Source organism: Siphonobacter sp. SORGH_AS_0500 (assembly GCF_031453245.1).
In the GTDB taxonomy this organism is placed as follows: Bacteria; Bacteroidota; Bacteroidia; order Cytophagales; family Spirosomataceae; genus Siphonobacter.
In genome coordinates this window covers 43,084-69,007 of record NZ_JAVIYT010000007.1, presented here as the reverse complement: position 1 = coordinate 69,007, position 25,924 = coordinate 43,084, and the positions used below count along the sequence as shown (strand labels likewise).

Annotated in this window: 25 protein-coding genes; 11 read left to right on the top strand and 14 right to left on the bottom strand. The window is 44.7% G+C overall.

The genetic code is table 11. The annotated features are described in order from the left end of the window. Positions 1–21 precede the first annotated feature (21 nt). Together QE357_RS22815 and QE357_RS22810 are read right to left on the bottom strand one after the other, a co-directional pair. On the bottom strand, positions 22–339 hold the full coding sequence (locus QE357_RS22815; protein WP_309712951.1) for a hypothetical protein: 318 nt from the start codon (positions 337–339) through the stop codon (positions 22–24). 230 nt (positions 340–569) lie between these two features. Next, positions 570–1,148 carry a YdeI/OmpD-associated family protein gene (locus QE357_RS22810; protein WP_309712948.1) on the bottom strand — a complete coding sequence of 193 codons (579 nt, stop codon included), beginning with the start codon at positions 1,146–1,148 and terminating at the stop codon, positions 570–572. A 352-nt stretch (positions 1,149–1,500) separates the two neighbouring features. On the opposite strand from QE357_RS22810, the gene QE357_RS22805 reads away from it, so the two are divergent. From QE357_RS22805 to QE357_RS22785, 5 genes are all read left to right on the top strand, one after another. Then, the gene (locus QE357_RS22805; protein ID WP_309712946.1) at positions 1,501–1,767 is read left to right on the top strand and encodes a hypothetical protein; all 267 of its coding nucleotides are present in this window, start codon (positions 1,501–1,503) and stop codon (positions 1,765–1,767) included. 45 nt (positions 1,768–1,812) lie between these two features. Next, positions 1,813–4,950, top strand: coding sequence for a TonB-dependent receptor (locus tag QE357_RS22800; RefSeq protein ID WP_309712943.1), 3,138 nt, complete (start codon positions 1,813–1,815; stop codon positions 4,948–4,950). Positions 4,951–4,959: 9 nt separating this feature from the next. Next, the gene (locus tag QE357_RS22795) at positions 4,960–6,465 is read left to right on the top strand and encodes a RagB/SusD family nutrient uptake outer membrane protein (RefSeq protein WP_309712940.1); all 1,506 of its coding nucleotides are present in this window, start codon (positions 4,960–4,962) and stop codon (positions 6,463–6,465) included. Between the two features lie 213 nt (positions 6,466–6,678). Further along, the gene (locus QE357_RS22790) at positions 6,679–7,566 is read left to right on the top strand and encodes a cation diffusion facilitator family transporter (protein WP_309712937.1); all 888 of its coding nucleotides are present in this window, start codon (positions 6,679–6,681) and stop codon (positions 7,564–7,566) included. 356 nt (positions 7,567–7,922) lie between these two features. Next, positions 7,923–8,204 (top strand): hypothetical protein, encoded by a 282-nt coding sequence (locus tag QE357_RS22785; RefSeq protein ID WP_307143752.1) that lies wholly within the window; start codon positions 7,923–7,925, stop codon positions 8,202–8,204. 191 nt (positions 8,205–8,395) lie between these two features. Here the strand turns inward: QE357_RS22785 and QE357_RS22780 are convergent, their stop codons facing one another. The 5 genes from QE357_RS22780 to QE357_RS22760 all read right to left on the bottom strand — a co-directional run bounded on the left by QE357_RS22780 (position 8,396) and on the right by QE357_RS22760 (position 12,857). Further along, entirely contained in the window at positions 8,396–8,860 is a 465-nt protein-coding gene (locus QE357_RS22780) for a hypothetical protein (protein WP_309712934.1), read from the bottom strand. Between the two features lie 33 nt (positions 8,861–8,893). Then, on the bottom strand, positions 8,894–9,847 hold the full coding sequence (locus tag QE357_RS22775; RefSeq protein ID WP_309712931.1) for an AraC family transcriptional regulator: 954 nt from the start codon (positions 9,845–9,847) through the stop codon (positions 8,894–8,896). 73 nt (positions 9,848–9,920) lie between these two features. Continuing rightward, the gene (locus QE357_RS22770) at positions 9,921–10,964 is read right to left on the bottom strand and encodes an NAD(P)-dependent alcohol dehydrogenase (RefSeq protein ID WP_309712929.1); all 1,044 of its coding nucleotides are present in this window, start codon (positions 10,962–10,964) and stop codon (positions 9,921–9,923) included. Positions 10,965–11,097: 133 nt separating this feature from the next. Continuing rightward, a complete protein-coding gene (locus QE357_RS22765; RefSeq protein ID WP_307143755.1) occupies positions 11,098–11,811 on the bottom strand; it encodes a LytTR family DNA-binding domain-containing protein in 714 nt (237 codons plus the stop codon). Further along, positions 11,811–12,857: a histidine kinase gene (locus QE357_RS22760; protein ID WP_309712925.1), complete on the bottom strand. Its 1,047-nt coding sequence runs from the start codon at positions 12,855–12,857 to the stop codon at positions 11,811–11,813. Before QE357_RS22760 ends, QE357_RS22765 begins: the two co-directional genes overlap by 1 nt. A gap of 701 nt (positions 12,858–13,558) precedes the next feature. Here QE357_RS22760 and QE357_RS22755 point away from each other — a divergent pair. From QE357_RS22755 to QE357_RS22740, 4 genes are all read left to right on the top strand, one after another. Beyond that, positions 13,559–14,413, top strand: a complete 855-nt coding sequence (locus tag QE357_RS22755; RefSeq protein WP_309712922.1) for a glycosyl transferase — start codon at positions 13,559–13,561, stop codon at positions 14,411–14,413. A gap of 20 nt (positions 14,414–14,433) precedes the next feature. Next, the gene (locus QE357_RS22750) at positions 14,434–14,859 is read left to right on the top strand and encodes an FdtA/QdtA family cupin domain-containing protein (RefSeq protein WP_307143758.1); all 426 of its coding nucleotides are present in this window, start codon (positions 14,434–14,436) and stop codon (positions 14,857–14,859) included. Between the two features lie 69 nt (positions 14,860–14,928). Then, complete coding sequence (locus QE357_RS22745; protein ID WP_309712918.1) at positions 14,929–15,714, top strand: methyltransferase, TIGR04325 family; 786 nt, start codon at positions 14,929–14,931, stop codon at positions 15,712–15,714. Positions 15,715–15,724: 10 nt separating this feature from the next. Beyond that, positions 15,725–16,522 (top strand): glycosyltransferase family 2 protein, encoded by a 798-nt coding sequence (locus QE357_RS22740; protein WP_309712915.1) that lies wholly within the window; start codon positions 15,725–15,727, stop codon positions 16,520–16,522. A 46-nt stretch (positions 16,523–16,568) separates the two neighbouring features. On the opposite strand, the gene QE357_RS22735 is transcribed toward QE357_RS22740, so the two are convergent. Genes QE357_RS22735 through QE357_RS22725 form a run of 3 tightly spaced genes read right to left on the bottom strand, consistent with a single transcriptional unit; the run spans position 16,569 to position 18,914 of the window. Next, on the bottom strand, positions 16,569–17,291 hold the full coding sequence (locus QE357_RS22735; protein ID WP_309712912.1) for a glycosyltransferase family 2 protein: 723 nt from the start codon (positions 17,289–17,291) through the stop codon (positions 16,569–16,571). A 2-nt stretch (positions 17,292–17,293) separates the two neighbouring features. Then, entirely contained in the window at positions 17,294–18,142 is an 849-nt protein-coding gene (locus QE357_RS22730) for a glycosyltransferase family 2 protein (RefSeq protein WP_309712909.1), read from the bottom strand. After that, a complete protein-coding gene (locus QE357_RS22725) occupies positions 18,123–18,914 on the bottom strand; it encodes a glycosyltransferase family 2 protein (protein ID WP_309712906.1) in 792 nt (263 codons plus the stop codon). Before QE357_RS22725 ends, QE357_RS22730 begins: the two co-directional genes overlap by 20 nt. Before the next feature lie 1,157 nt (positions 18,915–20,071). Here QE357_RS22725 and QE357_RS22720 point away from each other — a divergent pair. After that, positions 20,072–21,178: a S41 family peptidase gene (locus QE357_RS22720; protein WP_309712903.1), complete on the top strand. Its 1,107-nt coding sequence runs from the start codon at positions 20,072–20,074 to the stop codon at positions 21,176–21,178. 7 nt (positions 21,179–21,185) lie between these two features. On the opposite strand, the gene QE357_RS22715 is transcribed toward QE357_RS22720, so the two are convergent. The 4 genes from QE357_RS22715 to QE357_RS22700 all read right to left on the bottom strand — a co-directional run bounded on the left by QE357_RS22715 (position 21,186) and on the right by QE357_RS22700 (position 24,647). Continuing rightward, the gene (locus QE357_RS22715) at positions 21,186–22,001 is read right to left on the bottom strand and encodes an ATP-binding cassette domain-containing protein (protein ID WP_309712901.1); all 816 of its coding nucleotides are present in this window, start codon (positions 21,999–22,001) and stop codon (positions 21,186–21,188) included. Continuing rightward, on the bottom strand, positions 21,998–22,678 hold the full coding sequence (gene modB / locus QE357_RS22710; protein WP_309712898.1) for a molybdate ABC transporter permease subunit: 681 nt from the start codon (positions 22,676–22,678) through the stop codon (positions 21,998–22,000). Before modB ends, QE357_RS22715 begins: the two co-directional genes overlap by 4 nt. A gap of 4 nt (positions 22,679–22,682) precedes the next feature. Next, entirely contained in the window at positions 22,683–23,477 is a 795-nt protein-coding gene (modA, locus tag QE357_RS22705) for a molybdate ABC transporter substrate-binding protein (RefSeq protein WP_309712895.1), read from the bottom strand. Between the two features lie 750 nt (positions 23,478–24,227). After that, positions 24,228–24,647, bottom strand: a complete 420-nt coding sequence (locus tag QE357_RS22700; RefSeq protein WP_309712892.1) for a hypothetical protein — start codon at positions 24,645–24,647, stop codon at positions 24,228–24,230. Between the two features lie 446 nt (positions 24,648–25,093). On the opposite strand from QE357_RS22700, the gene QE357_RS22695 reads away from it, so the two are divergent. Further along, entirely contained in the window at positions 25,094–25,897 is an 804-nt protein-coding gene (locus tag QE357_RS22695) for an SDR family oxidoreductase (RefSeq protein ID WP_309712889.1), read from the top strand. Positions 25,898–25,924: the final 27 nt, after the last annotated feature.

Genomic DNA, 25,924 nt, shown 5'->3' with positions numbered 1-25,924 from the left:
CTGGGTAAGAGGCGGTTTTTACTAACACACAGATTTCCCCGCAGTCGCTCGGGTAGATCCGAGTGACTGTAAGAAAATGACAGGGACAAATTCATAGTCTTCAGCCCAACCGATGCCTACGCCGTGGTTGGTGTCCCACCAACCACTCTTTGCGTACAAATGGCTGGTGATACACCAGCCATGGCGGGGTGTCTCATTTCCATCTCCCGGCCAGACGCGATGAAGTCGCGTCTCTACCCTTTCAAAACCAAATTTTCGGGTTAAACAGCTTTTACTACACACAGATTTCCCCGCAGTCGCTCGGCTCTTGCCGAATGACTGCGGGAGAAAATAAGACATTAGGAGCCTATCGGGAAGGAATGATAAACTGGACTGAAGATATAAAGGGATACTATTTAAATACCGATCAGAACCTCCCTGAGAACGTTAACTGGCAAGTGTTTGCAAGTATACTCGCGGCTGCGGCTGTTTATGAATAGGTGATTACTCCAATTTGTACTAAATAGTACCCTAGACTTTTAGGGCTTAAGCCAAACAAGTCCAGCATACTTGAGTCCTAACATTATGCTTCAGCTTACGCAAGGCTTTGGTTTACGACCCTGTTCCGCATCGGTAATGATCTCCGCAATCCGGCTTTGCCGGGTTTCTTTGCGTTTAGCCATCACCAGCCACAGTAAAATCGCCCGTTTATTTGATTTGCTTAAGCTTTCCAGAAAACGCTGGGCAAGGGGATGATTCTCCAGAGCAGCAGTTAAATCCGATGGAAAAATCCCCGCCTCAACCTCATCCAGCATCGTCCAGGAACCGTCCTTTTGAGCAGCTTCTATGCAGGCTAGCCCGGCTGGAGTCATTAACCCCTGCTCCGTCAGCCGTTTAATATTTTCCTTATTTACCTTTGACCAGCCACTTTTGGGTTTTCTCCGACAAAAAAACTGAATGAACGTTTCCGCATCCACCGATTTCCGCTGACTGTCAATCCAGCCAAAACACAGGGCTTCTTCTACGGCATCGCTCCAGCTCACCGTGGGCATGCCAGACTTCTTTTTATAGCACACCATCCATACCGACTGTTGACTGGCGTGGTGTTGACTTAACCATTCCCGCCACTGCTCCCGACTTCGCGGGTAAAAGGTTTCCACTTCTTTCATACGTAACTCAAACTGATTTGATCCCTCGGCACCAAAGAAAACGATTGCCCGTGACAGCCGTATGTCAGTAGTACTTAAGAGTTTAGAAATTAGTTACCCACACCACTTTGGATTCGATAGAGCTAGCTCATCCCTTTGCTGAGATGTAAGATGAAATAACTACTTAACTAAAAGATTATCAGACGTCTATCAACCATGGCAGATCGCTTATTAATTAAAGCAGCAGTATTACCAAGAGCTTCCCGAACATTAAATTTTGTTTAACAATGGTCTGTCAAATTTCGTAAATTGATAACTCAAAATTTTTACCATTTGAAAACAAATAGGCTCTCTTTGCGGCGGAATTAGAGCTATGTGTATTCGTATTACCTCAGGTTATTCGTGCCTGACTAGTGGATTTGAGTTATCAGGAATGGTTTGGGAAGTAGATCAATGCTACCCAGCTCCCGTGCCCATGTACCCTATTTCTTCAGCCAGCCATGCGGCGTCGAAGCCTTTCCTTGCCCGTTTCGGTTTCGATCTTATTTCCTCTTTCCTTATCGTAATCGATTACCACTTTTTGCAGGAGTTTTCCGGCAGCACTTTTCAACCCCAGAAAGACAAGTCCTTAAGCGATTAGCTTTATCTAAAAACCAATGCTCCCCTTATTTTTTTAAACTTCCCGATGGAAAAAATGTATGTAAAAACTCCCCTGATTACAGTGCTGAGCTGTATGATGGGATTAGGTAGTCTGGCGGCAGCACCCCAACTGGATTATGCTCCGACTCACCTTCGTTTAGTGAAAGATCGTCTGGAGAGAAGCATTTTCCAGGCCCGCATTACCGGACGCGTCACCGATCAGGAAACGGGCGAGGCTCTTGCCGGTGCTACGGTAGCCATTAAAGGAACGACAACGGGGGTAACGACAGGCACTGATGGCCGCTATACCCTCCAAATTCCCGATGGTGATGTGATCCTGGTCGTTTCTTATGTGGGTTATTCCAACCTTGAAGTAGCCGTAAAATCACAAACCAGTCTGGATATTGCCCTGACCCCTTCCTCCAAACAACTGACTGAAATGGTAGTGGTGGGTTATGGGGCTCAGCAGAAGAAAGAAGTGCTGGGAGCGGTAGCAACCATTCCTACCAAGGAAATCAGCAGCCGGAATTACAACAATGCTTCCGAAGTATTACAAGGCACCGTAGCCGGGGTAACGGTAGTAAACGAAGGGGGTGACCCGACGGCTTCTCCTACCATCAAGGTTCGTGGCATTGGTTCGTTGAATGATGAAAGTCCTTTGCTGGTAGTGGATGGTGTTATTTTTCCAGGCACATTCAGCTCCATTAACCCTAACGATATCCAGTCGGTTAGTGTCCTGAAAGATGCCTCAGCCGCTATTTACGGAGCACGGGCTTCGGCAGGGGTTATTCTGGTTACCACGAAAAAAGGAACGAGCGGACAGGTAAAGGTTAACCTGAATTACCAGCAGGGTTTTCAACAGGTAGCACGAAAACTGAAACCGCTCAATGCCGCTGATTTTGCCGATGCCATGAACACGGCAACGGACAACGCCGGACTTTCCCGCATTCCCGCTTTTAACGCTACGATTAACCCGGATTCCCGCATTACCAAGACCAACTGGATGGATGAACTCTTCCAGTCAGGCAAAATCTATAACATCGATGCTTCGGTAAGCGGTGGTACTGAAAAATCAAATTTCTTCTTTTCGGGCGGTTACCGGAAAAACGAAGGGATTCTGATTAATACCTTTTCAAATCGCTACACGTTCCGTCTGAACTCTTCGCACCAGATTGCGAAGGGGGTAAAAATTGGAGAAAACCTTTCCTACACCGTTAATAACGGCCAAACGGGTAACACCACCAGTGCTTACACCGGAGCCATCGTAACCGCCATTTTATATCCGCCCAATGCTACTGTTTATCGCCCCGATGGTTCGGGGCGTTTCGGTGGTGTTCCTGAGCAATACGCTGGCTCGTATGGCGATTTGGTAAACCCCGTGGCTTATCTGAAGCGTTTGGATAACCGTAATCCGGTAACGAACGTATTCATTAACCCCTATCTGGAATGGGAGATCATCAAAGGTCTGAATTTCAGAAGTAACTGGGGCATTACGCAGATCAAAAACGATTACAAGCAATTCACTGTTCGCGTAACAGAACCCGGTAAAATCTTCGATTTCAATGAGTTATACCAAAGCAGTTATAGCTCAACCGATTTCCTGAATGAACAGACGCTGAATTTTAATCGCACCTTTGGCGGCAAGCACAACATTGATCTGCTCGTGGGTCATACCTATCAGTATACCAAAGCGGAAGATTTTGGTGTTAAGGGAACGGGTTTCGATAACGAAGACCCTTCGTTGCGTTACCTGAAAAATGCCAAGCTCATTCAGTACGACCGCTCCAATGTCTTTGAACGCGGACTAGAGTCTTACGTCGGTCGGGCGAATTATAATTTCAATGAAAAATACCTCCTTTCGGCCATCATTCGCCGCGACGGTACGTCCAAGTTATTACAGGCCAGTCGCTGGGAATGGTATCCCTCGCTTTCGGCGGGATGGAACATTTCGGATGAATCTTTCCTGAAAAACACAAATTGGATCAGTAACCTGAAACTGCGGGCTAGCTGGGGTAGAATTGGTAACCTTGCGGGTCTGTCTGATTACGCCTATAGCTTACCCCTCGCCCAGTCCATGGCGTTGTTAGGTTCCTCGCCCGTTATCAATTATGGCTATGCCGAGCGGGCCTTATCAAATACTAATTTACGTTGGGAGACCTCTCAGCAAACCAACGTAGGTCTGGATTTTGGCTTCCTGCAAAACCGTCTGTTTGGTTCGATTGACGTGTTTACCAAGCGTAACCAAAACATGTTGTTTCAGGAGCAGTTACCCGGCGTGGCCGGAACACCCGATGGCCGCACCATCAACGCAGGTGAAACGGAAAACCGGGGTATTGAGCTTGGTCTGACGTATCAGCAAAGTCTCGGTGACTTCAAGTACGACCTGAGTGCCAACGTTTCTTTCCTGAAAAACGAAGTAACTGCCCTTCCCGCTGGTCAGGAATTATTAACAATTGGCTCACGCGTCCGGAATTTGCCTAACTCGAACTTCCACATGATTGGCCAGCCCTTCGGTGCTTTCTACGGTTATAAAACCGCCGGAATTTTCCAGTCGGACGAAGAAGCCGCCGCTTACGTCAATGCCAATCAGACTCGCATTCAGCCCAATGCCAAAGCGGGTGATTTCCGTTTCGTAGACACCAACGGCGATGGCGTTTTAAACGATAAGGATCGCGTAGTGCTGGGTAATGTATTACCAACGAAGACCTTCAGTCTGAACGGCAATGCTTCCTTCCGTGGCTTTGATCTGAACGTGTTCTTCCAGGGCTCTGCGGGGAATAAAGTGTTTAACTCTCTGCGAAACCTCGCGATGAATCCCGGTACTTATCCCGGTTATAACATGCTGGAAGACGTGAAAAATGCCTGGAGCCCAACCAATCCCGGCGGAACGATTCCTCGTCTGCGAGCGGGTTCTGATCCGAACGGTAACTTCAGCCGCATTTCTGATTTCTATCTAGAAGACGGAAGTTACCTACGTCTCAAAAGTCTGACGCTGGGCTACACCGTTCCCGCTACCGTAACCAAGGCCGTCAAAGCTCGCCTCTACATTACCGGACAAAACCTGTTTACCATCACTAAATACAGCGGCATGGACCCCGAGGTGGGCATCAGCAACTTTGGGCAGGATGTGGGCAAATACCCGCTGTCACGGGTGTACATGTTTGGGGTTAACCTTTCTTTCTAATCAATTCTCATGAAAAAATATATCCTTTTGCTCGCTCTCGGACTTACCGCCTGCGACAAAAATCTGGACATGACTCCGCAGGGGGCTCCTACTACGGCTAACTTCTGGAAGACCCCCAGCGATGCTCTGGCTGGCGTGAACAGCATTTATGAATTATACAGCGACGACGATATGTACGGACGAGGTTTCTTCTGGCTCAATAATGCCAGCGACGACATCGGAACCAAACCCCGGGATAACGCCGAACGCATCAAGAATTTTCAGGTCACGGGTGACGAGTCGGATACCCGCAATATCTGGGCGAAACATTACATCGTAATGAAACGGGCTAACGACGTGATTCGTAACCTTCCTAAAATCACGATGGATGAAAAACTGAAGAACCGCTACCTGGGCGAAGCGTATTTCAACCACGCCGTCATGCACCTGGAACTGGCTTACCGCTATGGGGACAGCCGGGCGGGCATTCCGATTCAGGATCGGGATAATCCTGAAAACATTTATGTAACGCGTCAAAAATCCGTTGCTGATAACTACGCGTACATCGCTGCTGATTTACTGAAAGCGGCGGAGTTATTACCTACCTTTTCGACTTACGCCACGGCAGACTACGGGCGTGCTCACAAAACCGCAGCCTGGGCTTATCTAGCCCGTACGTATCTGTACGCTAAAGATTACGCCAATGCCGAAAAATACGCGGATCTGGTCATCACTAGCGGTCAACATGCCTTACTGGATAACTTCGAAGACGTTTTCAAAACGGCCAACAACTGGTCGAAAGAATACATCTGGTCGGTTACGTCCAGTGCAACGGATACTCGGTTTGGCTGCATTTTTCCGGGCGTTTGTCTGGACGATAAAGGCTGGGGCTTATACAATGGCTGGGGTAACTTTTATCCAACCAAAGAGTTGTACGACTCTTATCAAGCGGGTGATAAACGTCGCGAAGCAACGATCCTGAAAACAGGAGACAAGTTCATGTATTTCGGTCAGGAGCGTACTTACAATACGGATAAATTCGTGGTAAGTTCAAGTAACCGGACGGGTTATCAGTTCCGCAAATACATGGAACCTTATGGGTATGCCAATCCGATTGGTACCTATGTAAATCCAAACGGCGACAAACCATCTACTTCCCTTAACGTGCCTTTGCTGCGGTACGCGGACGTGATTCTGATGAAAGCGGAAGCCAAGTTAATGCAGAATAAAAATGCGGATACGGAGTTAAACATGATCCGCAAGCGGGCAGGTTTAGAAAATCTGACGAATGCCACCATGAGCGATCTGAAACGCGAACGCCGCAATGAGCTGGCGGGCGAATGGACGGATCGTCACTTTGATCTCGTTCGCTGGGGGGATGCTCAGGCTACGTACGCTCAGCCCCTTCACCACGCCGATGGTCGCGTTATCTATGCGGCCCGGATCTTCAATCCAGCCATTCATAACGTATGGCCTATTCCTCCAATGGAGATTCAGAAAAGTAAAAACACCTTAACCCAGAATCAGGGCTGGTAAGCTTTTTTCATTTGTTAGTACAACCCGAAAGCCTTTCGTTTTCGGGTTGTTTTTTTTATGCTGAACCTGACCCTAGTTATTAATTCCAATCTGCGTTCAGCTAACCATGCCTCGAATTCAATTCCCTGTGTTAGTTTTAACCACGCAAATTGTACAAGTTCTCTGGTCTGGCCTCAAACCCATTCCGTCCCATTCCCAAGTCTAGTAATCCTGATGGAAGAACACCTGTCTCCTTCGAACGCCGAACGCGGTCAGAAAGCAACATTAACTGGCATTGCCGTAAACATTGGCCTGGTGCTTATTAAAGCGACCACTGGCTGGCTGGGAAATTCATACGCCCTGATCGCCGATGCTCTGGAATCGGCTACCGATATTATTACCTCCACCTTTGTCTGGCTGGGGCTTCGCGTTGCGGCCCGCAAACCAGACGAAAATCACCCTTACGGCCACGGAAAAGCGGAGCCGCTGGCCGCCATGCTGGTTTCTTTTGCTTTGATTGCGGCAGCTATTCTCATTGCCGTACAAAGCATCCAGAATATTCAGACGCCTCACGAAACGCCTAAAGCCTTTACGCTGATTGTTCTGGCGGGCATTGTCCTCGTCAAGGAAGTGTTGTTCCGAAAAATGGCTCAGGTGGGTTCTGAAGTAGACAGCAGTGCCGTTAAAGCCGATGCCTGGCATCAACGCAGTGACGCCATTACTTCCCTAACGGCCTTCATCGGTATCAGTATTGCTTTGATTGGCGGGCCGGGGTATGAGTCTGCGGATGACTGGGCAGCCCTACTTGCTTCGGGGGTTATAGTCTTTAACGCCTATCATATTTTCCGACCTTCATTTGGAGAAATTATGGATGAATCGCCTTCGGGAAACTGGCGGGCGGAAATCGAAGCCATTGCCTTAACAATCCCCGGCGTAGAGCGGATTGAAAAATGTTACGTTCGGAAAACCGGGTTTGAATACTTCGTGGATTTACACGTGGAAGTAGACGGTGACCTCAGTGTTCGGGAAGGACACGCCATCGCTCATCAGGTCAAAGAAGCCATTAAAAGTCAAAAACCTGCCGTCTATGACGTGTTGATTCACATCGAGCCGTCGAATTAGTACTATGTGATGATTACTATTATCTTATTTCAATAATTGTACAATAACAATATTTGATTATTCATAAATTCATTTTCCCACCTTCCCTATCTACGCTGCAATTTGACAGACATTTATGTAGCTGTCACTCGGGGATTATAGCGTTCAAACTAGATAATTGACCGTTTAATTACTTTAAATATTCCTAATACTATCATTTTATTTGTATTATTTTAATAAAACCAAAGGATCATTTAAAGAACTTTTCATAAATACCTTTTCTACGTTTAAGCGTTTAAACTTTTCTCAAAAATCCTTCGTTACTTTGCTAAACAATTAGGACTTTTCCCATTTGAAGACTATAAATTAGCATTGATATGAAACGTTATTCTGTTCTTTATTTACTCAAAGGTCAATACCAACACGTGACTTGCCAGACCTTACAGGAGGCTCAACGCGTGCTTGACCAATTGCAGTTAGACAGCAAAAGACAAGCCGTTGGTATTTATGACGGACATAACCAGTCCTTGAGTCTGGAAGCAGGTTATTCAGGCGAGTTAAGCAAGAAACAACTCGTAACCATCGCCGAAGCCGTTCGTCGCCGTGACTCTAGCTGGTATCCCACGGAACAAGTTATCCGCCTGAGCTACTTTGCTTAAGCCCATACCCTATTTACTCCGCCACCAAGGTCAACGTAACACAAGTTCGTTGGCCTTTTTTTATTAGAAGCTTTTTCCATGCTTTAAATGGAGTTCCCCGAAAATGATATTACCCACCCCTGATCTTAAACACGAATCATCGTTTTAGTAACGATGATGTATATACGCCATTTAAGCTGTGAGGTGTTGCTTTAACGATACCCATCATATTGGCTTTCCGTTACGGGGATAGTCCATATGACGGTGTCCGTTTTCAGGTAAATTCTGGTATGGCTGAATCGGCTGGCGGAAGTAGCTCCATGCCAATGCATGACTTTGGGCTTTATACGAACGGTATCTCCCACCTGAACCAACTGAATGGGTTTATCTTTTTCCTGATAATAACCCGTTCCGGTGGTTCCAATTAATACCTCAGGTTCTGAATGAGCGTGCCAGTAATGACGGGCTTCGGGTTCAAAATGCACCTCCTGCACTAAGGTATCACCACGGCCCAAGCGAAGGGTATGCACCCAGGCAAAGCCGGTAATGGTCTCCGATGGTACCTGCTTGGCTTCGATTGCCTGAGCATTGCTTCCCTTCGCAACCAGGCAATTTTCGTCGGGTTGACAAGCCATCAGAAAATGAATTAACGCCAGCGGTACGAACCCTTTTTTCATGGAAAACGGAAAGAAACTATTACTAAACGAACGTCAGAATTGATGAGATCGGCGGAAAACGGCAGGTGTCAGCCCAGTATTTTTCTTGAAAAACTGACTAAAATTAGGCTGATCTGCAAAGCCAATGCAGTAACCAATCTGTTGTAATGTCCAATCGGTTTGTAACAGCAGAGCCTTACTTTCTTCCAGCAACCGATTTTTGATGTGTGTACTAATGTTTTGGCCCGTGTGCTTTTTCAATAAGGCATTCAGGTAATTTGGATGCAATTGTAACTCCTCGGCAAACTCCTTGGCCGTGCGTAACCGAACGGGATGATTGAGGTTAATCGTTGCGGCTTCCTCTTCCAGTAACTGGAAAAAATCGTGTACATGGCGGTAATCATCCGATACATTTCCCATCAGTGGTAACGAATCGCCTTTCATGCTTTCAATCATGATTAACTGCAAATAAGCCTGCAAGGTATCTTCCACCAAGGTTCCCTCGGTTTGAGCTTGTTCTGCCATCTCCCGAAACCAGTGGTCAATCGTAGCCACAGAAGATTCTGATAATCGTACCACTTTTCGTTCCGTGAAAAGCTTGTAACGATCCATTACGGTCTTTAACGTCGGATGAGCATCCACGTATCGCTTTTTGAAGAGGCAATAATAACCCGCTGAGCGGGCCGATGCAGAAGAGACGTTTTTCCAGGAAATAATTTCATTAGGATGAATAAATACCATCGTCGGCTCCTCAATGCAAAAGCGATGCATTCCCTGACTGAAAAGTCCCGTTCCCTGGGTAAAAAAAGTAATCTTGTAAAAATCCCGCCGATTGGGAGAGAGGTAATTCTTACAGTCGATTTCCTCCCGACTAACGACCCGAATATTCCAGTTTTCGAAGTAATTCCTCGCCACTGGAGTAATTGCCAGCAAACTGGCATCCGGGTTTTCTACATCCACCAGTGTCTCGCTGGGAATATCCTCCAGTTGTTCAATCCGTTTTTCCATCAGCTTCATAGCATTACTCCTTTTTTCAATAAAAAGAAAGGGCGTCGCGTAGAAACGCCCTTTCCAGAATGGCTTATAAAGTGGCCATGTCAATCACAAAACGATAGCGAACGTCGCCTTTCAGCATTCGCTCGTAAGACGTTTCAATATCCTTAATATCAATAAGTTCGATGTCGGAAGTGATGTTATGTTCCGCACAGAAATCGAGCATTTCCTGCGTTTCCTTAATCCCCCCGATAGTCGATCCGGCAATACTTTTCCGTCCCGGTATGAGGCTAAAAGCCAGTAACGCCGATGGCGTTGGCGGTGCTCCGACGCAGATGTGCACGCCATCTACCTTGAGTAAAGCCAGGTATTGATTGTAATCGTGTTCGGCAGAAACCGTGTCCAGGATAAAATCGAAGGTCGCCCCAGCGGCCTCCATCTGAGCAGCGTCGCTCGTGACAATGAAATGATGAGCCCCCAGTTTGCGGGCGTCTGCTTCTTTCCGGGGCGAAGTACTTAATACCGTTACTTCCGCTCCAAGAGCTACGCCGAATTTTACCCCCATATGCCCTAAACCACCCAAACCCAGTACGGCCAGTTTGTGACCTTTACCAACTTTCCAGTGCTTCAGCGGAGAATACGTGGTAATTCCTGCACATAGTAAAGGGGCCGTAGCCGCCAGGTCTAATTGATCCGAGAGGTGTAATACGAAATCTTCGTTGACGACAATCGTGTTGGAATATCCACCATAAGTAGGGGTTCGGCCATCCTGTTCAAGGCTGTTGTAGGTCAACGTATTCCCGTTCGTACAATATTGTTCCAGACCTTGCTGACAGGAATCACATTGCCGACAGGAATCTACCATACAACCCGTTCCGGCAAGATCTCCTACTTTAAATTTAGTCACATGTTCCCCTACTGCCACAACCTTGCCAACGATTTCGTGGCCGGGCACCATTGGAAAAATACCACCACCCCATTCGTCTCTGATTTGATGAAGATCGGAGTGACAAACGCCACAATACGTAATATCAAACTGAACGTCGTGTGGACCTAATTCTCGTCGTTCGAATGACCAGGGAGCCAGTGGCGTTTCACTGGTTTGAGCAGCATAACCTTTCGCGTCAATCATCAGTATTGTTTTTAGTGAGTAATGAAAAATAATTCAAAATGGAATTATTCACTCTACAAAAATCCTGCCGCTTTCGGGCTCTGTGTATAGTAAAATCAACGGATTTTATATGAAAATCAACTATCAAAGTGCTTTAACTCCGTTGAAACATATGTTCGAGTCTGGCCTTGTAAATCCGTCCAATGGGTATTTCCTCGTTATTAATCCGAATGTACATCGCACTGATAGCCTGAATATGATCCAAAGCAATGATGAACGATTTATGAATGCGAACGAAACGCTCGGGAGGCAATTTTTCTTCGAGGTAACTAATGCGTAAATACGAAACCAGCGTTCCTGAAAGGGTATGAATGCGAACGTAATCCTTCAGACTTTCAATCCATAAAATGTCATCCAGATACAGTTTTACCATTTCCTTATTTACCTTAAAATACTGATACGCCCGTTCTGTTTTTGCAGGTTCGAGCGTCTCCGCTGAGGATGATCCTACGGGCAGAAATCGGTAAATTTTTCCGACGGATTGTAGAAATCGTTCAAACGAAATGGGTTTTACCAGGAAATCCAATACATCAAACTCATAACTATCCAGAGCGTATTCCCGATAAGCTGTGGTAAAGATGATTTTGGGTCGATACCCCAATGGTCTCAGAAATTCAAAACCCGTTAGCCGAGGCATATGAATATCCAGAAAAATAATATCAACCGGCGTGTGTTGCAATACCCCCAGAGCCTGCGTCGGACTGTTGGAAACGCCCACCAGTTCCAGATCCGGCAGACGACTGATGTAATCTTCCAGCAAATCCGTCGCCAGGGGTTCATCATCCAGTATGAAACAACGAATAGCCATTAGTATAAGTCAAATTTTAATACGGCCAGGTACTGCCCTTCTTCCTGTAGGGTCACCAATTCATAAGTACCGGGAAACAATATTTCTAACCGCTGTTTTAAATTATTCAATCCCAATCCCGTCGTAGAAGTCTCATTCACTACCTCAGGAACCGAATTTTCAGCCGAAAACACCAATCTATTCCCTCGCTGGGACACATGAAGCTGAATCCAGCACCCTTCCTCCGTTTGCGAAGCCCCGTGTTTGAAAGCGTTCTCGACAAAAGGTAAAAGTAACAGGGGCGGAATGTGCAGGTGTGTCCAGAGCTCGCATTCCTGAAAGTTCGTTTGCACATCCAGACGATCGCCGTAACGTATTTTTTCCAGCGAAATATAATCCGTCAGGTAGGCCAGCTCTCGGGTAATAGGCACCAGCGTTCGGTGGCTTTCGTGTAATTGATAACTCAGCAAACCCGCAAGTCGATGCAATAAGTAGGGCACTTGTCCGGGCTGGTGCATCGATACTGAAATCAGGTTATTAAGGGTATTAAACAGAAAATGCGGTTGTACCTGCGACTGTAATAATCGGTATTCAGCCGACACTTTTTCCCGGCGATACGTTTCATTCAGGCGTTGTTGCTGCAAGGCGTGCCGTACTAAATCAACGGCAATAAACAAACCTACCACCAGATGAAGTTGCATGGCCTCTGCCATGATTTTCGGAAAGTACCAAAGGGGTTTATGCAAGCCCATAGGTATAAATGCCGGGTAATAATACGTGTAGTTGATGAATCGGCGTAGGCTACCAAACACCAGAATCCCAGCAACCAGACTTACGTAAAAACCAAGCATTTTTCCCGACAACAAAAAATGCCGGATGGTTACCAGCAAGTGCCAATAACCCGCCGCTAGCAACAAAGGAATATTCAGCAAAATGAAAAATAAACTCTGCCGAAAATTGTCAAGGTAAGCTCCGGTATTCAGCCATTCAAATAGAAAGTAGCTAAGCCAGAAAATTCCTTGTGCCCAAGCGGCACGGTTTGTTTTATAACTGCTGAGAAGCTTCATTTCCTATTTTTTCTGCCCCCAAATCTAAGTCACTTGGCCAGTTCCCTAAGAACTCTTTGGCGAAACAACAACTTCAGGAGCTACAACACAAAATCTCCTCGACCAACAACCCATTTTTTCGACCAACTGCGACGGTTTGTCGTAATAAGCTTCTGAACAACGTCAATCAATCGCCGGGTTGGGTCTATAGATGTGGCCTCACTCTTCTTTACTGACTTGTGGCACATCTATGCGAGCATTCATATTGCTTTAGTAGGGATTATCTGTCAATTATAATTTTTATTGATTAGAAAAATTTCATCTTTTTCATAGCACAACCGTAGTACCTGGATTAGAAATTACATACCTATAATAAAGATTCTGATTTTCAGATACATATGTAATTATATTGCCATTAGTGACTAAAAATTAAAGTAAGTATCAATACTTAAATGGATGAAATTTACAATTCTAACCTCGCTGTTCTTCTGTATTTTTTGAATAATTTTTAAATAAAAATTACTATCCAATGATATTTACTAGTAATTTAGATGAGCCCCTCAACTTGACGTATACTTTACGAATACACAATGCAGAATTTCTGTACTTTGTTCAACTCCGCGTATTTATCGCGGGGATTGTCAATGTATGCATCTTTAGTAGATAAGTGCACTGACTTTCATTTATTTATCTTTGCTTTCGACGACCATTGTTATGACGTTTTGCAAAGGTTACATCTTACGCATGCTACTATTATTTCTCTGAAGGAATTCGAGAACGAAGCGTTATTGGCAGTAAAAAAAGATCGTACGGCTGGCGAATATTGCTGGACCTGCACGTCTTCAACCCTTTGGTATTGTATACATACCTATTCCTTAGACCATTGTACTTATATTGATGCTGATCTTTTGTTCTTTTCCGATCCAAAAGTTTTGACGGATGAAATGGGTGAAAATTCGGTGTTAATCACGGAGCATCGGTATAGCCCTGAGCACGATCAATCAGCCCTGAGCGGTATCTATTGTGTACAGTTTATTACTTTCAAGAATACCGCCGAAGGACTCGCTGTTTTAGACTGGTGGCGGAAGGCTTGTCTGGAATGGTGTTACCATCGCTTTGAAGACGGAAAATTTGGAGATCAGAAATACCTGGATGACTGGACTACCCGATTTACGGGCGTGCATGTGCTGCAACATTTGGGTGGCGGAGTGGCTCCCTGGAATAACACCCAATACACCTTTCGCAAAAAAGGGGACGAAGTTTTTGTACAAAAGGATTCGCAAGTACAGGCTCTTGTTTTCTATCATTTTCATGATTTCCGGTATTGCCTTAATCAGGTTTTTCGCTTGACGGATGAGCAGTATACGCTGTCAAAAGAAGCTATATCGCTGATATACAAGCCGTATGCCCAGGCCTTAGCTCAGGCAGAAACCCAAATAAAGCAAGCAGATCAGAATAGTATGTTCCATGAACCGTTGTACTCGCTGAGTTGGGTTCAATCCAATCTGGGTCGCCAAGCGAATTTTCTGATCAAAGGTTCATACAAGAATTATTACAGACAAACCAAATTCTACTAATCCCAATAACGAGGAAACTTGTGGCTCATCTCATCAACTTAAAAACCTTTACAGATTCTCGTGGGAATCTGACGGTCATTGAAAAAGTAATTCCTTTTCCTATTAAGCGTATTTTTTACATCTATGGGGTTGATGATTCTACGCGTGGAGGACATCGCCACCACACCACTATCCAGGCCGCTATTTGTATCCGGGGAACCTGTACGATTTACAACGATAACAACCTGCGTCAGGAACAATTTATATTAAATTCTGCGGATAAATGCCTGATTCTAAATCCCGAAGACTGGCATCAGATGTATAACTTCTCTGAAGATGCCATTTTGATGGTGCTGGCTTCTGAATATTTTGATGCTGACGATTACATTTATGAGCCCTACGAACGAGGGGGATTAACGGAGTCTATGAAGCTGGGGTTTCTGGCCAGTGAAATAGCTACCCTGTGATTGAGTCATCCTAATTATCCTGAATTTCAATTAGTTATTCAGGATAATTCTTTTAGTCAATTTATTTCTGTGATCAATTTTTTAAGCAAACGTAAGAAGCCAGAATATGGCTGGTTCGGTAATTATGCTTCCTGGCAGGAAGCTTCCGCTCTGACCCGGGGCTACGAACAGGCGAACATTCTGGAGAAAACGAAAGAAGCTCTTTTAAAGGTAAAAAACGGTGAAGCGGTTTACGAAAGAGATTCTGTTCTTTTTGATAAGAAAGAATATCCCTTCCCGCTCATTTCTTTTGTTTTACACACGGCTTTGCAAAAAGGCCTCCCTCTTCACATTCTGGATTTTGGGGGCTCATTAGGCAGTACTTATTTTCAGATAAAGGAATTTTTGACTCCCGGCGTTTGCTCGAGCTGGAACATTGTCGAACAGGCTCATTACATTGATTACGGGCGGAAATTTTTTGAAGATGAAATGCTTCATTTTTTTCATTCGGTTGAAGAATGTACTGCTTCCTATCCTATTGATCTGATTATTCTTTCAAGTGTTGTTCAGTATTTACCTGATCCTTATGGCTTTATAAAGAAGCTAACTTCCTATGGCTTTAAAGCTATTCTCTTTGACCGAACGGCTTTTGTGAACGGTAATAGCGACCGACTAACCATTCAAAAAGTCTGGCCTAGTATTTACGAGGCCTCCTATCCAACCTGGTTTTTCAACGAAGCTGGCTTTCTGCAACATTTTGAAAAGGATTATATGATCGCAGGAGAGTTTAATACTTACGTAGAAGGGGAAGCCATTGTAACTATTGACCACGAGCCCATTGGTTACGAGAAAGGGTTTTATCTGATCAAAAAGTAATAGCTTACGCATGCGTTCTTCATTTCCTAAAATCTCAGTGGTTACCCCTTCTTTCAATCAGGGTAAGTATCTGGAAGACACCATTCTTTCGGTTCTTAACCAAGGGTATCCTAATCTCGAATACATCATTATTGACGGGGGAAGTACCGATCATTCCATTGAGATTATAAGGAAATATGAATCTCAGCTAAGCTATTGGGTCAGTGAAAAAGATGAGGGATTGTACGATGCCCTGCAAAAAGGCTTCGAAAAATCGACGGGGGAAATCATGGCCTGGATTAACTCTGACGACATGTATCATAAAAAATCCCTGTTTATTGTAGCTGAAATCTTTGAGCATTTCAAGCAGGTTCGCTGGTTGATGGGTAGTAATACCTTTTTTGACGAACGTGGCAATCCTTTTGTGTATGAAGAAGATCCTTACCAGCAACGCTGGTCGAAAGTACGGATGCACCTGAATAATGGAAAGTACATTCAGCAGGAGTCCGTTTTCTGGAAACGGGATTTGTGGCAGGAATCTGGAGGGTATATAGACCTCGACTATTCACTGGCGGCTGACTTTGAATTGTGGCTCCGATTCTTTAGAACCGCTGATTTATATACGTCATCGTATATACTCGGAGGTTTCCGTTTAAGGAACGAAAATCAGAAAAGTTTCAATCAGAAATCTCTTTATCTGGAGGAAATCGAGGCTATTCTTGATCGGGAGCGAAAGCAGGATCCAATCCATTTGAATTTTTACCGATGGATGCTCCGTCTCATCGCATGTATTCCTGTAAAAAAATACCGAGACCCGAGCCAGAATTAAGTTACTGAAACTACCGAAGAAAATTATTCATGACCGGATCAAGGGCTTACGCTTCAGCAAGCGATGAGCCTCTCAGATTTGCTTTCAGGCGTTTAAATAAAAACCGCAGCCAGATGGTTACCCCATAATTTTCCCGGATTAATCGGGCCTTGTTTTGGTCAAATAACTGATCTTTCTGAAGAGACGAAACTCCCAGGTGGCTAAAGGTGGCGATGACGTAATCCTGAAATTCGAAGGTATACGCTGGGTCTTTCCAGCACCACATATTTAACACATGGTCCGCCGAGATTCGGTACTTGGTATCAAATCGATACTTCTGAAACACGCTGGCCGGATAAATCATGGCCTGATGGTTAATTCCCGTCTTGGCATGGTGGTAATCCGAAAGCTTTCCTAAATACTTCTTGCCTTCTTTCCAGACACTTCCGTAATAAATCGCCTTTGGACTGCTTAACGCTCCAGCCAGTTTTGAAAAATCGGGTGTCAGTTCATCATCGGCTCCAATAAAATACACCCACTGGCCCTTAACCTGGTCCAGGGCTTTATTCATGGCTTCGTAAATTCCTCCGTCCTTTTCACTTCGCCAATAAGTAATCGCATCAGAATGGGCATTCAGAATGTCAAGGGTACCGTCCGTGCTCGCTCCGTCTATAATAATCAGCTCCAGTGAAGGGTACGTTTGCTGAAAAATGCTATTCAGACACCGCTGTAAGCATTTTTCAGCATTGTATGTAACCAAAATGATGGAAATCAGGGGCAATGTATTCATTCTCAAGCGTATTGTTCAACGCTGGCGTAATCGTATTGACTTACTCCTCTTTTGCAGTAAATGACTTTGTTAAGAATCGTCTGAATCAGACGTCTTTCGTTTTCCTCGCAACGCTCGCGGCATTTCTCCGGGTGATACAGGTGAAAAACGATGCCGCCAAATTTGATGGCCCGTTTCCGAATACCGGCATTTACCAGCCGAGCCGCGATTTCATTATCTTCTTTTCCCCAGCCATAAAAATCTTCATTATAGCCATTGACCCTGATCAGATCCTCACGCCAGAACGCCATATTACAGCCCCGAAGCTTCATGATGTCATGGGCTTTGTAACGATCGGCGAAATAGTTTCTGAGAAATTTAATCTGAAACCGATTCGTATGGTTACTCATGCCTGATACGAGGATACCCGTACTCGTTTTCTGGGAAGCCAGTAAACTTTCCGACAAACGCTTATTCATCAAAACCCGGCTGCCGGTCATAAACGTGCCCGGTTTGCTGAGTTCCAGATGATCTTCAATGAAATGTTTGTGAAGAATAAGGTCTCCGTCCACCTGAATGATGTAATCCTGGGTAGCTCTGGCAATGGCCTTATTGCGAATTTTAGCTAATTGAAAACCTTCATCCGCCTGCCACACGTGAATCAGAGGCACGGGAAACGTCTTTCTCAGGCTTTCAATCAGATCATACGTCTCAATCGTTGAACCATCGTCGGCAATAATAACCTCGTCTGGAAGAACGGACTGACGACTGACACTGAGTAAACAAAGGTGCAGAGCTTCAGGCCAGTTGTACGTTGAAATGATGAGAGTCGTTTTTACTACACGATTTGAATTAACTGCGGCCATATCCATTGTCACAGGTTTTGATGTTGTTCGATACGACCTCTTCCACTACCTGGACGTGGAAAGGTTCGTTTGGTCTTTGTAGCTCATCATGGTGAAGGTGAAATTGAACTGCACTTAGTTTTATGATTTTCTTAACAATAGAGTTATTGATTAATCGGGCGGCTAATTCTTCATCTTCATGTCCCCAGCCCTTCAAATCATTATTGTACCCATTCACCCGAATAAAATCCGCTTTCCAGAAAGCCAGGTTACTGCCCCGCACATTACGGCTTTTCATTTCTTTCCGCTCGCCCAGCGATTTTAGTACAGGCAAACGAAGAGCGTTCAGGCGATTATAGACGCCTTTTGAAAAGACATGCAGGTTCACATGGGTACGCAGGAGTATTTCCGCCGTTTTGGCAGGGGTAATCCGAGCCCGGGTTCCTCGCACAAAAGCCCCCGGCTCAGCCGCAACGATATGATCTTTAATAAAATAGGGATGTAAAATAACATCGCCATCAATCTGGATGAGGTAATCCCCCGAGCTCTTCCGCACGGCCTTATTTAAAATTTCGGTCTTCCGAAACCCCAGATCTTCGTGCCAGACATGAATGAGGGGAACGGGAATAATACCCTTCATCGCTTCAATCAGATCCCGCGTTTCCTGGCGAGATCCGTCATCAGCAATGATTACTTCATCAGGGAGCATTCGTTGTCTTGCCACACTTAGCAGACAAAATTTCAATGCTTCCGGCCAATTATAAGTAGATACAATCAGTGACGTTGGGGGAACTGACATTACAATCCTTATTCATTACTTACCGAATCTTCAGGGCAGGTTTGGGGGATATTTCAACCATTAGTAACAGGGTTTTTAGGAAACCTGGTTAGCTAAATGAAGTATAATTCGGTACGAACCAATCTGGGGTGATACATAAATTTATGAACTGGCTATTGAGCCTCAAAGAGTTATGATTCTTAGCATTCCAATGGACTGCATAAAGAAGATAGTCGTTTCCTAACTTTGACCTTGCTTGATCCTGTAAATAATCAGGAACGGAAATGGGGATTATCCGTCTGCATCAGGTCGCCTTTGACTTGAATGGGGTTATAGTTTATAGTGGATACCGATAAGTAGCTAAAAAGTACAGGTTTGTCTCATTAACCTAAACAAATATAGCGTTTTCCACGAGCGATGTATATATGGCAAAACATTTTTTGGGATTTATCAATCAGACATAAACAAGAATATGTTAACCTATATCAATACAAAGAATGTATTTAGGTGATAATCAGGAAGAAGAATCTGAAAAAAGGGCTAGACCCTGTCTAGAATTTCTAATAATAATTTAATCTAAATACAGCCTATTAATCGCACTTCTACAGATATTGATCGCAGAAATTGTACGCCTGAGTGATTAGATGGCTTTTTATTAACTGAAGTTCACTTCCTTGATACCTAAGTATAAAACCTTAGTGGGCTTAGTCCATTTTTCTATCTTCAAGAAATGAGCCTCATGGATTAAGTTACTTCCCCGGCGAATAGAGGTCATTTTGTAAGGTATCGAACATAAGAGCCTGCTTAATCTACTAAACCCTCTCCTATTCATTCCTCCTCAGGAATTTTCAGCTACCATTTAGTGGCAAATGCATGAATCAAAACTACCATTAGAATGTCTGAAATATCCCCAAAGCAAGGTATCCAGCAAGGGCTTTACGTTGCCCGCCTTGAACGCTGAGTGAGGGGTAATCAACCCTATTTGTTTTAAATCCGTCAAAAACTTCCCTCTCTTCATTGCCCATAACTCGATGTTTATTGAAAGTTGATATCATTCTACTAATCTAGATAATATTAAGTATTTATTACATTATTTATCATATATCATTATTTAATTTATTTTTACCTTATCCATGCATTTAGCAGTGCCTTATACCTAACTTATTTTAATAGCTCATATGATGAAAGGTTATTTTTTCCTTCTGCTAATCATTTTAAAGCCCACAGTTCTCCTGGCCCAAAAACCTGCATCCTTACCCAAGCATACGGCCCTGTCAACGCCAGAGTTGAGTTTTGAGGTATTATGGAATACATTCCAGGATCATTACGCTTTTTTTAAAGTAAAGGAAGTCAACTGGCATCAGGCTTACCGAAAATACAGGCCTCTGGTTCATGCCCATACTACCGAAGATTCCCTCTTCAGTATCTGTTCAGCCATGCTTCTGCCCTTTCGGGATGGACAAGTGCGTTTGGTAAACAATCAGGGGAAGGTTTTTCAAGGTTCCAGGTTTATACACAAATCATCGATCCTTTCTCCGCTAAAAAGCTTTTATCCCGATTATTCAATACTTGCCCAGCAAGGATTTCAGAAGGAGCAATCGCTAGGACCTATGGTGCATCAACAGCCCTGGATTAGTTATGCACTCTCGCCGAAGCTAGCGTACGTTCGAGTGAACCGTTTTTTTGCAGACTCCACCGCCGATTTGAAATCAGCCGTAAAAAATCTGGCTCGTCATCTGGATACCTTGTTTAGTAAAATTGCCATGGCTCCAGGTCTTATCATTGATCTTAGAAATACCCGGGGTGGTCAACGGGCCTTTGCCTACGAATGGGTCACCCGATTCATTTCTAAACAAACCGTTGGCCTATACCGCAGAGATCGACAGCCCGGAGTTAATTATGAAGATCTAACTCCGGCAGAAACGGAATTTGTTGAGCCTGGTACTGCTAAGCCTTATTCAGGTCCTGTGGCTCTGCTAACCAATCCCTATACTGCCGACGCTGCCGATGTTTTTACGGTTATCATGAATGAAGTTCCACAGGTATTACTGATTGGAGAAAATACGCTTGGCAATTACTCCGATCCCTACTGGTTTCGCTTGCCCAACGGCTGGAACGTGAGTCTGTCAAACCAGCGATATTATAATGCCCGAATGATTTGCTACGAAGGCATGGGCACGCCCGTGGACATATTAGTGAAAAATAACAATAACTCATCAACCCAGGACCCGGTTTTGATGCGGGCGATTCAGGAGTTAATGATCAGAGTTTCCACCGATAAATAACTGGGGATTAGGAGGACATCCAGATGCGGTCACCCATCTGGATGTCCTCATCAGAAATCAGTATTTGCTGCTGCATATTCTCTAACTGAACCGTTACCATCCATTGTTTGTCAACGGGCTGAATGGCGATAACCCGGCCTAGCAAGGGCTTGTTGCCCGAGCTTAATACTTCGGCAGGTAACCCCTGCTTGGTAATTTTTCCTTCATCCAGACACACAACCCGATGAGCCAACCGCTTGACTTCTGCCACATCGTGACTGACCAGCAGCGTTGTTAAGCCGAAATGCTGGTGCATTTTTTCAATTTCTTCCTGCAAGCGAAGCCGTGTTTCCTGATCAAGAGCCGATAATGGTTCGTCCAGTAATAGTAATTGAGGTTGACGAGCTACCGCCCGAGCCAGGGCCACCCGCTGTTTTTGTCCACCCGAAAGCTGGTCGGGAAAGCGATGAGCTAAGGTTTCCAGACGAGTCAATTGCAGTAATTCATCCACTAAATCCTGTTTTTTCGGATCAGGCAAGGCAAAAATCAGTTGCTCACGAATGCTCATATTGGGGAACAGAGCGTAATCCTGAAACACAAATCCCACGGATCGATGCTGAGGCTTTAAAAAAATACGGTTATCATACCATACTTCTGTACCAAACATGATTCGTCCTGATTCGGGTTTTTCGAGGCCTGCCAGTAAGCGAAGTAAGGTCGTTTTTCCGCTCCCCGACGGCCCATACAAAGCCACCAGCTCCCCCGATTGAATCTCAAGAGAGACATCCAGTACTAAGGGTCCCTGAACCGCATGTATCGTTTTTTTTAACTGAACCTCGATCATAATAACGTGCGGGTGCGGAGCTTTTTGTTATAGGTAAACAGAAGTAGTAAAATGAAAAAAGCAACGCCCAGTAACACCAGGGCATACGCATTGGACCGGTCGTAATTAAAACTTTCTACTTCGTCATAAATAGCGATGGAGGCCACCCGCGTTTGGCCGGGAATGTTACCCCCAATCATTAATACCAGACCAAACTCCCCAATGGTATGAGCAAAGGACAAAACTAGTCCGCTTAGCAACGAGGGTTTGATGTTGGGTAGTAATACCCGCATTAGGGTAGTCCACTCGGATTTACCTAGCGTTAAGGATGCCTCCCGTAAGGAAGACGAAAGGTTTTCAAAACCCGACTGTACGGGATGCACCATGAAGGGCAGGCTATAGAATACCGACCCTACCAGAATCCCCGAAAACGTAAAGTTAAGATGAAGCCCCAACGTATGGATCAGCCAGCTTCCGATGGCACTTTCTTCACTAAAGGCCAGTAATAAATAAAAACCTGTGACGGTTGGGGGTAATACCAGCGGCAAACTTACCATCGCTTCAATAACCGCTTTTCCTCTAAACTTGCTATATGCCAACCCGTACCCCAAGGGTATTCCTAGTATGAACAGGATAACCGTTGTCGAAGCAGCCAGAGCTAAGGTCACCAGGAGGGTTTGGCTAAAATCATCAATCATACCATTACTTGGGAATCGAAAAACCAAAGGCTTCCATTATCTTTTTAGCTTTATTGGTTTCCATAAAAGTCAGAAAAGCAAAAGCCGATTTATTATGCTGAGCCCTTTTTAAAACCACATGAGCCTGTTGTAGTGGCGTATGGGCCGTCGAGGGAATCAGGTAATAAGCTCCCTGCGATTTCAGGGGTGGACTTAAAGCCAATGATAAGGCAATGAGTCCTATGTCGGCGGCCCCAGTAGAGACAAACTGAGCCGTTTGAGCGATATTTTCACCCTGCACCAACTTATTTTTCAACTGGTCGTAAAGCTTGTAATACCGTAAAACTTCTTCGGCTCGTTTGCCATACGGGGCTAGCTGCGGATTGGCGATGGCGATTTTGCGAACACTCCGATCCTGTAGACTTTTTAAATCTTTCGGTTTAATTTTTGTGCTCCACAAAACCAGTCGCCCCACCGCATACGTGTGAATGGGCGAAGCCGTTAATCCTTTCTTTTCTAATTGTTTAGGGAAATCAATATCTGCTGAGAAGAACACATCGAAGGGAGCATTGTGACTGATTTGCTGGAAAAATTTTCCAGAAGAACCATAAATCACCGTTACCCTCACACCGGGTTGCTCTGTTTTGAACACACTTACCAGCGAATCCATCGCATACCGAAGATCGGCGGCGGCGGCCACGGTAATCTCCGCTTTTTGAGCGACACTCAGGTTTAAAGAAGCAAAAAATAAGCCTATCGTAATCAGAAATGTTAGTAAACCTCTCCTCTGGTTTTGGGGGGTATGGAATTCCGGCATCATATGTAAAGTATAGTGCAAGCTACGATGAATCGTATGAAATGCCACTTTATAGGACCTAAGTCTATGATTCAACTGGAGAAGATTAATAAGGTTTCCGGCAACGCTTATAATTCTCTTTTTATACTTCCCAGAAGAGTAATCCTGATGATGAGGCCCTATCATGTGTTAGTTGTAAGTCAGGTTAAGGGCATTTCCTATTACCGCGACTTCATCATGTCTTGCTAAGACGTGGTTAGTGTTACTCTAGGGATTGCAAATCCCTAACAGATGGCTTTCAGATTATAAATCCGAAAGAGCGTAGGTTACAAAACGTAAAAAGAAAACCCGTAAACGAAGAGATAACACCAGCCGCGTTTATAACCCGGGGGGTTGTGTTACATCCTCTCGCCCTGGCTGGTGTCTTCACCAGCCATTAACAGTGGTTGGTGAGGACACCAACCAGGGCAGATGATTGTGCATAGCAATCAAGCATGTCAACGTAGAGAGGTGGCTTTGGTTACTGCCAGCCTGGCTAGTGTCTTCACCAACCAGGCTGGAAAAAGAAAACCCGTAAACGAAGAGATAACACCAGCCGCGTTCATAACCCGGGGGGTTGTGTTACACCTTCTCGCCTTGGCTGGTGTCTTCACCAGCCATTAACAGTGGTTGGTGAGGACACCAACCAGGGCGGATGGATTGTCATAGCAATCGTTTTAAGAAAGGCTATCTAAGACGGGTATAACCATATAAGCCACTGCGTAAACCTTTATTTCATAGATATACCCGACCATAATTAGAATAGGTCACTGTCCACTTGTTCGTATTTAACTTATTTATATACAAATATTTATATCCGTCTTTTAGACGAAATGAAGCCTGTTCTTTAGCCGCTCGAATGGTGATTCTGTCACGGGATTGAGCTTTGACTAAAAACCTACCAGCCCAACCATTCGAGTAGGTTTCGATATACCCTTCGGCCAGAATTTGGCCTTGTTTCGATACGGTAACCCAATTTTTAAAATAGGATTCGAAGGTAAAAACTCGCATTGAATCAGGATGAAATTTTTCAGCGGAATCTGGAAAACGTTCGTTTACATAGATATTTTCAGTAGGGTTATCTGCGTCTTTCGTGCACCCCGAAATCAAACCTATCAATAAAGAAATGGCCAGGAAGAGAGGTAGAGTTTTCATCAAAGTGTTGGTGTTTTTTGCAAAGACCCGAGTAACCATGTGATGGTTGGAAACTCTTGACTTCTTATTCACACCCTTACCCAAACGATTCTGGGGATAAGTAAATGCATGAACGATCAGGCCGCTATTTTAACCCAAGCATTTAGCAAAAATCGGGGTACTTGCCTATCTCGAACGTCTATCTCTTAGGTACGCTTGCGAATGTTCTGAACCAATCCAAGCATTGCTCAATAGTTATTTAATCAATTTAAAATCAAAGACTTATTAATTGACCTTGTGAATCCTATGAATAGACAGAGCAAATCCATTATTACAATACCTAATATGTAGTGGCAGCAAAACAATGGTCGTTGATTGTCAATTTACCTCATCCATTTACTTTTACCACTAGCCCTTTCATCACCAAGAAATTCGGTTTTCATCGCTTCATAATTGCTTAATTAATCATGCTATTAAACGATAAAGTCATTGTAGTAACGGGCGGCACGGGCGTTCTGGGGCAGTCTTTTGTAGAAGGAATTCACGCCGCTGGCGGTACCGTTTGTATTCTTGGGCGAAACATTGAAAAGGCCGAACAACAAGCGGCGGCTATTCAACAGGCGGGTGGAAAAGCTCTGGCGGTGCAGGCCGATGTACTGGACGAAGCCCAGCTTGAAACAGCCAAAAAATTAATTTTAGACACTTTTGGCCGAATTGATGGACTAGTCAATGGAGCGGGAGGTAACATGCCGGAAGGAATTTTATCACCCGAAGAAGACGTCTTTGAGCTAAATCTGGCGGGTATGCGGCGGGTTATGGACCTGAATCTTTGGGGTACCGTCTTACCTACCCAGGTTTTTGGTCAGGCCCTGGCTGCTTCTGCCAGCGGAAGTATCGTCAATATTTCTTCCATGAGCTCGCAGCGAGTCATTACGAAAGTACTGGGCTATAGCCTGGGGAAAGCCGCCGTGGATTGTTACACGCAGTGGATGTCGGTTGAAATGGCGAATCGGTATGGCGATAAAATCCGAATGAATGCCATTGCTCCCGGCTTTTTTCTGACGGAACAAAACCGTCGCTTATTAACTAACGAAGACGGAAGCTATACTGAACGAGGTAATTTAGTATTGAAACAAACCCCCTATAAACGATTCGGTACGCCAGAAGAATTGGTTGGGGCCTTAGTCTGGTTACTCAGCGATGCGTCCAAATTCGTAACCGGAACGATCATTAATGTGGATGGTGGATTTTCGGTTTTCAGTGGTGTTTAAAAATTTAACGTATAGATAAATACGGCA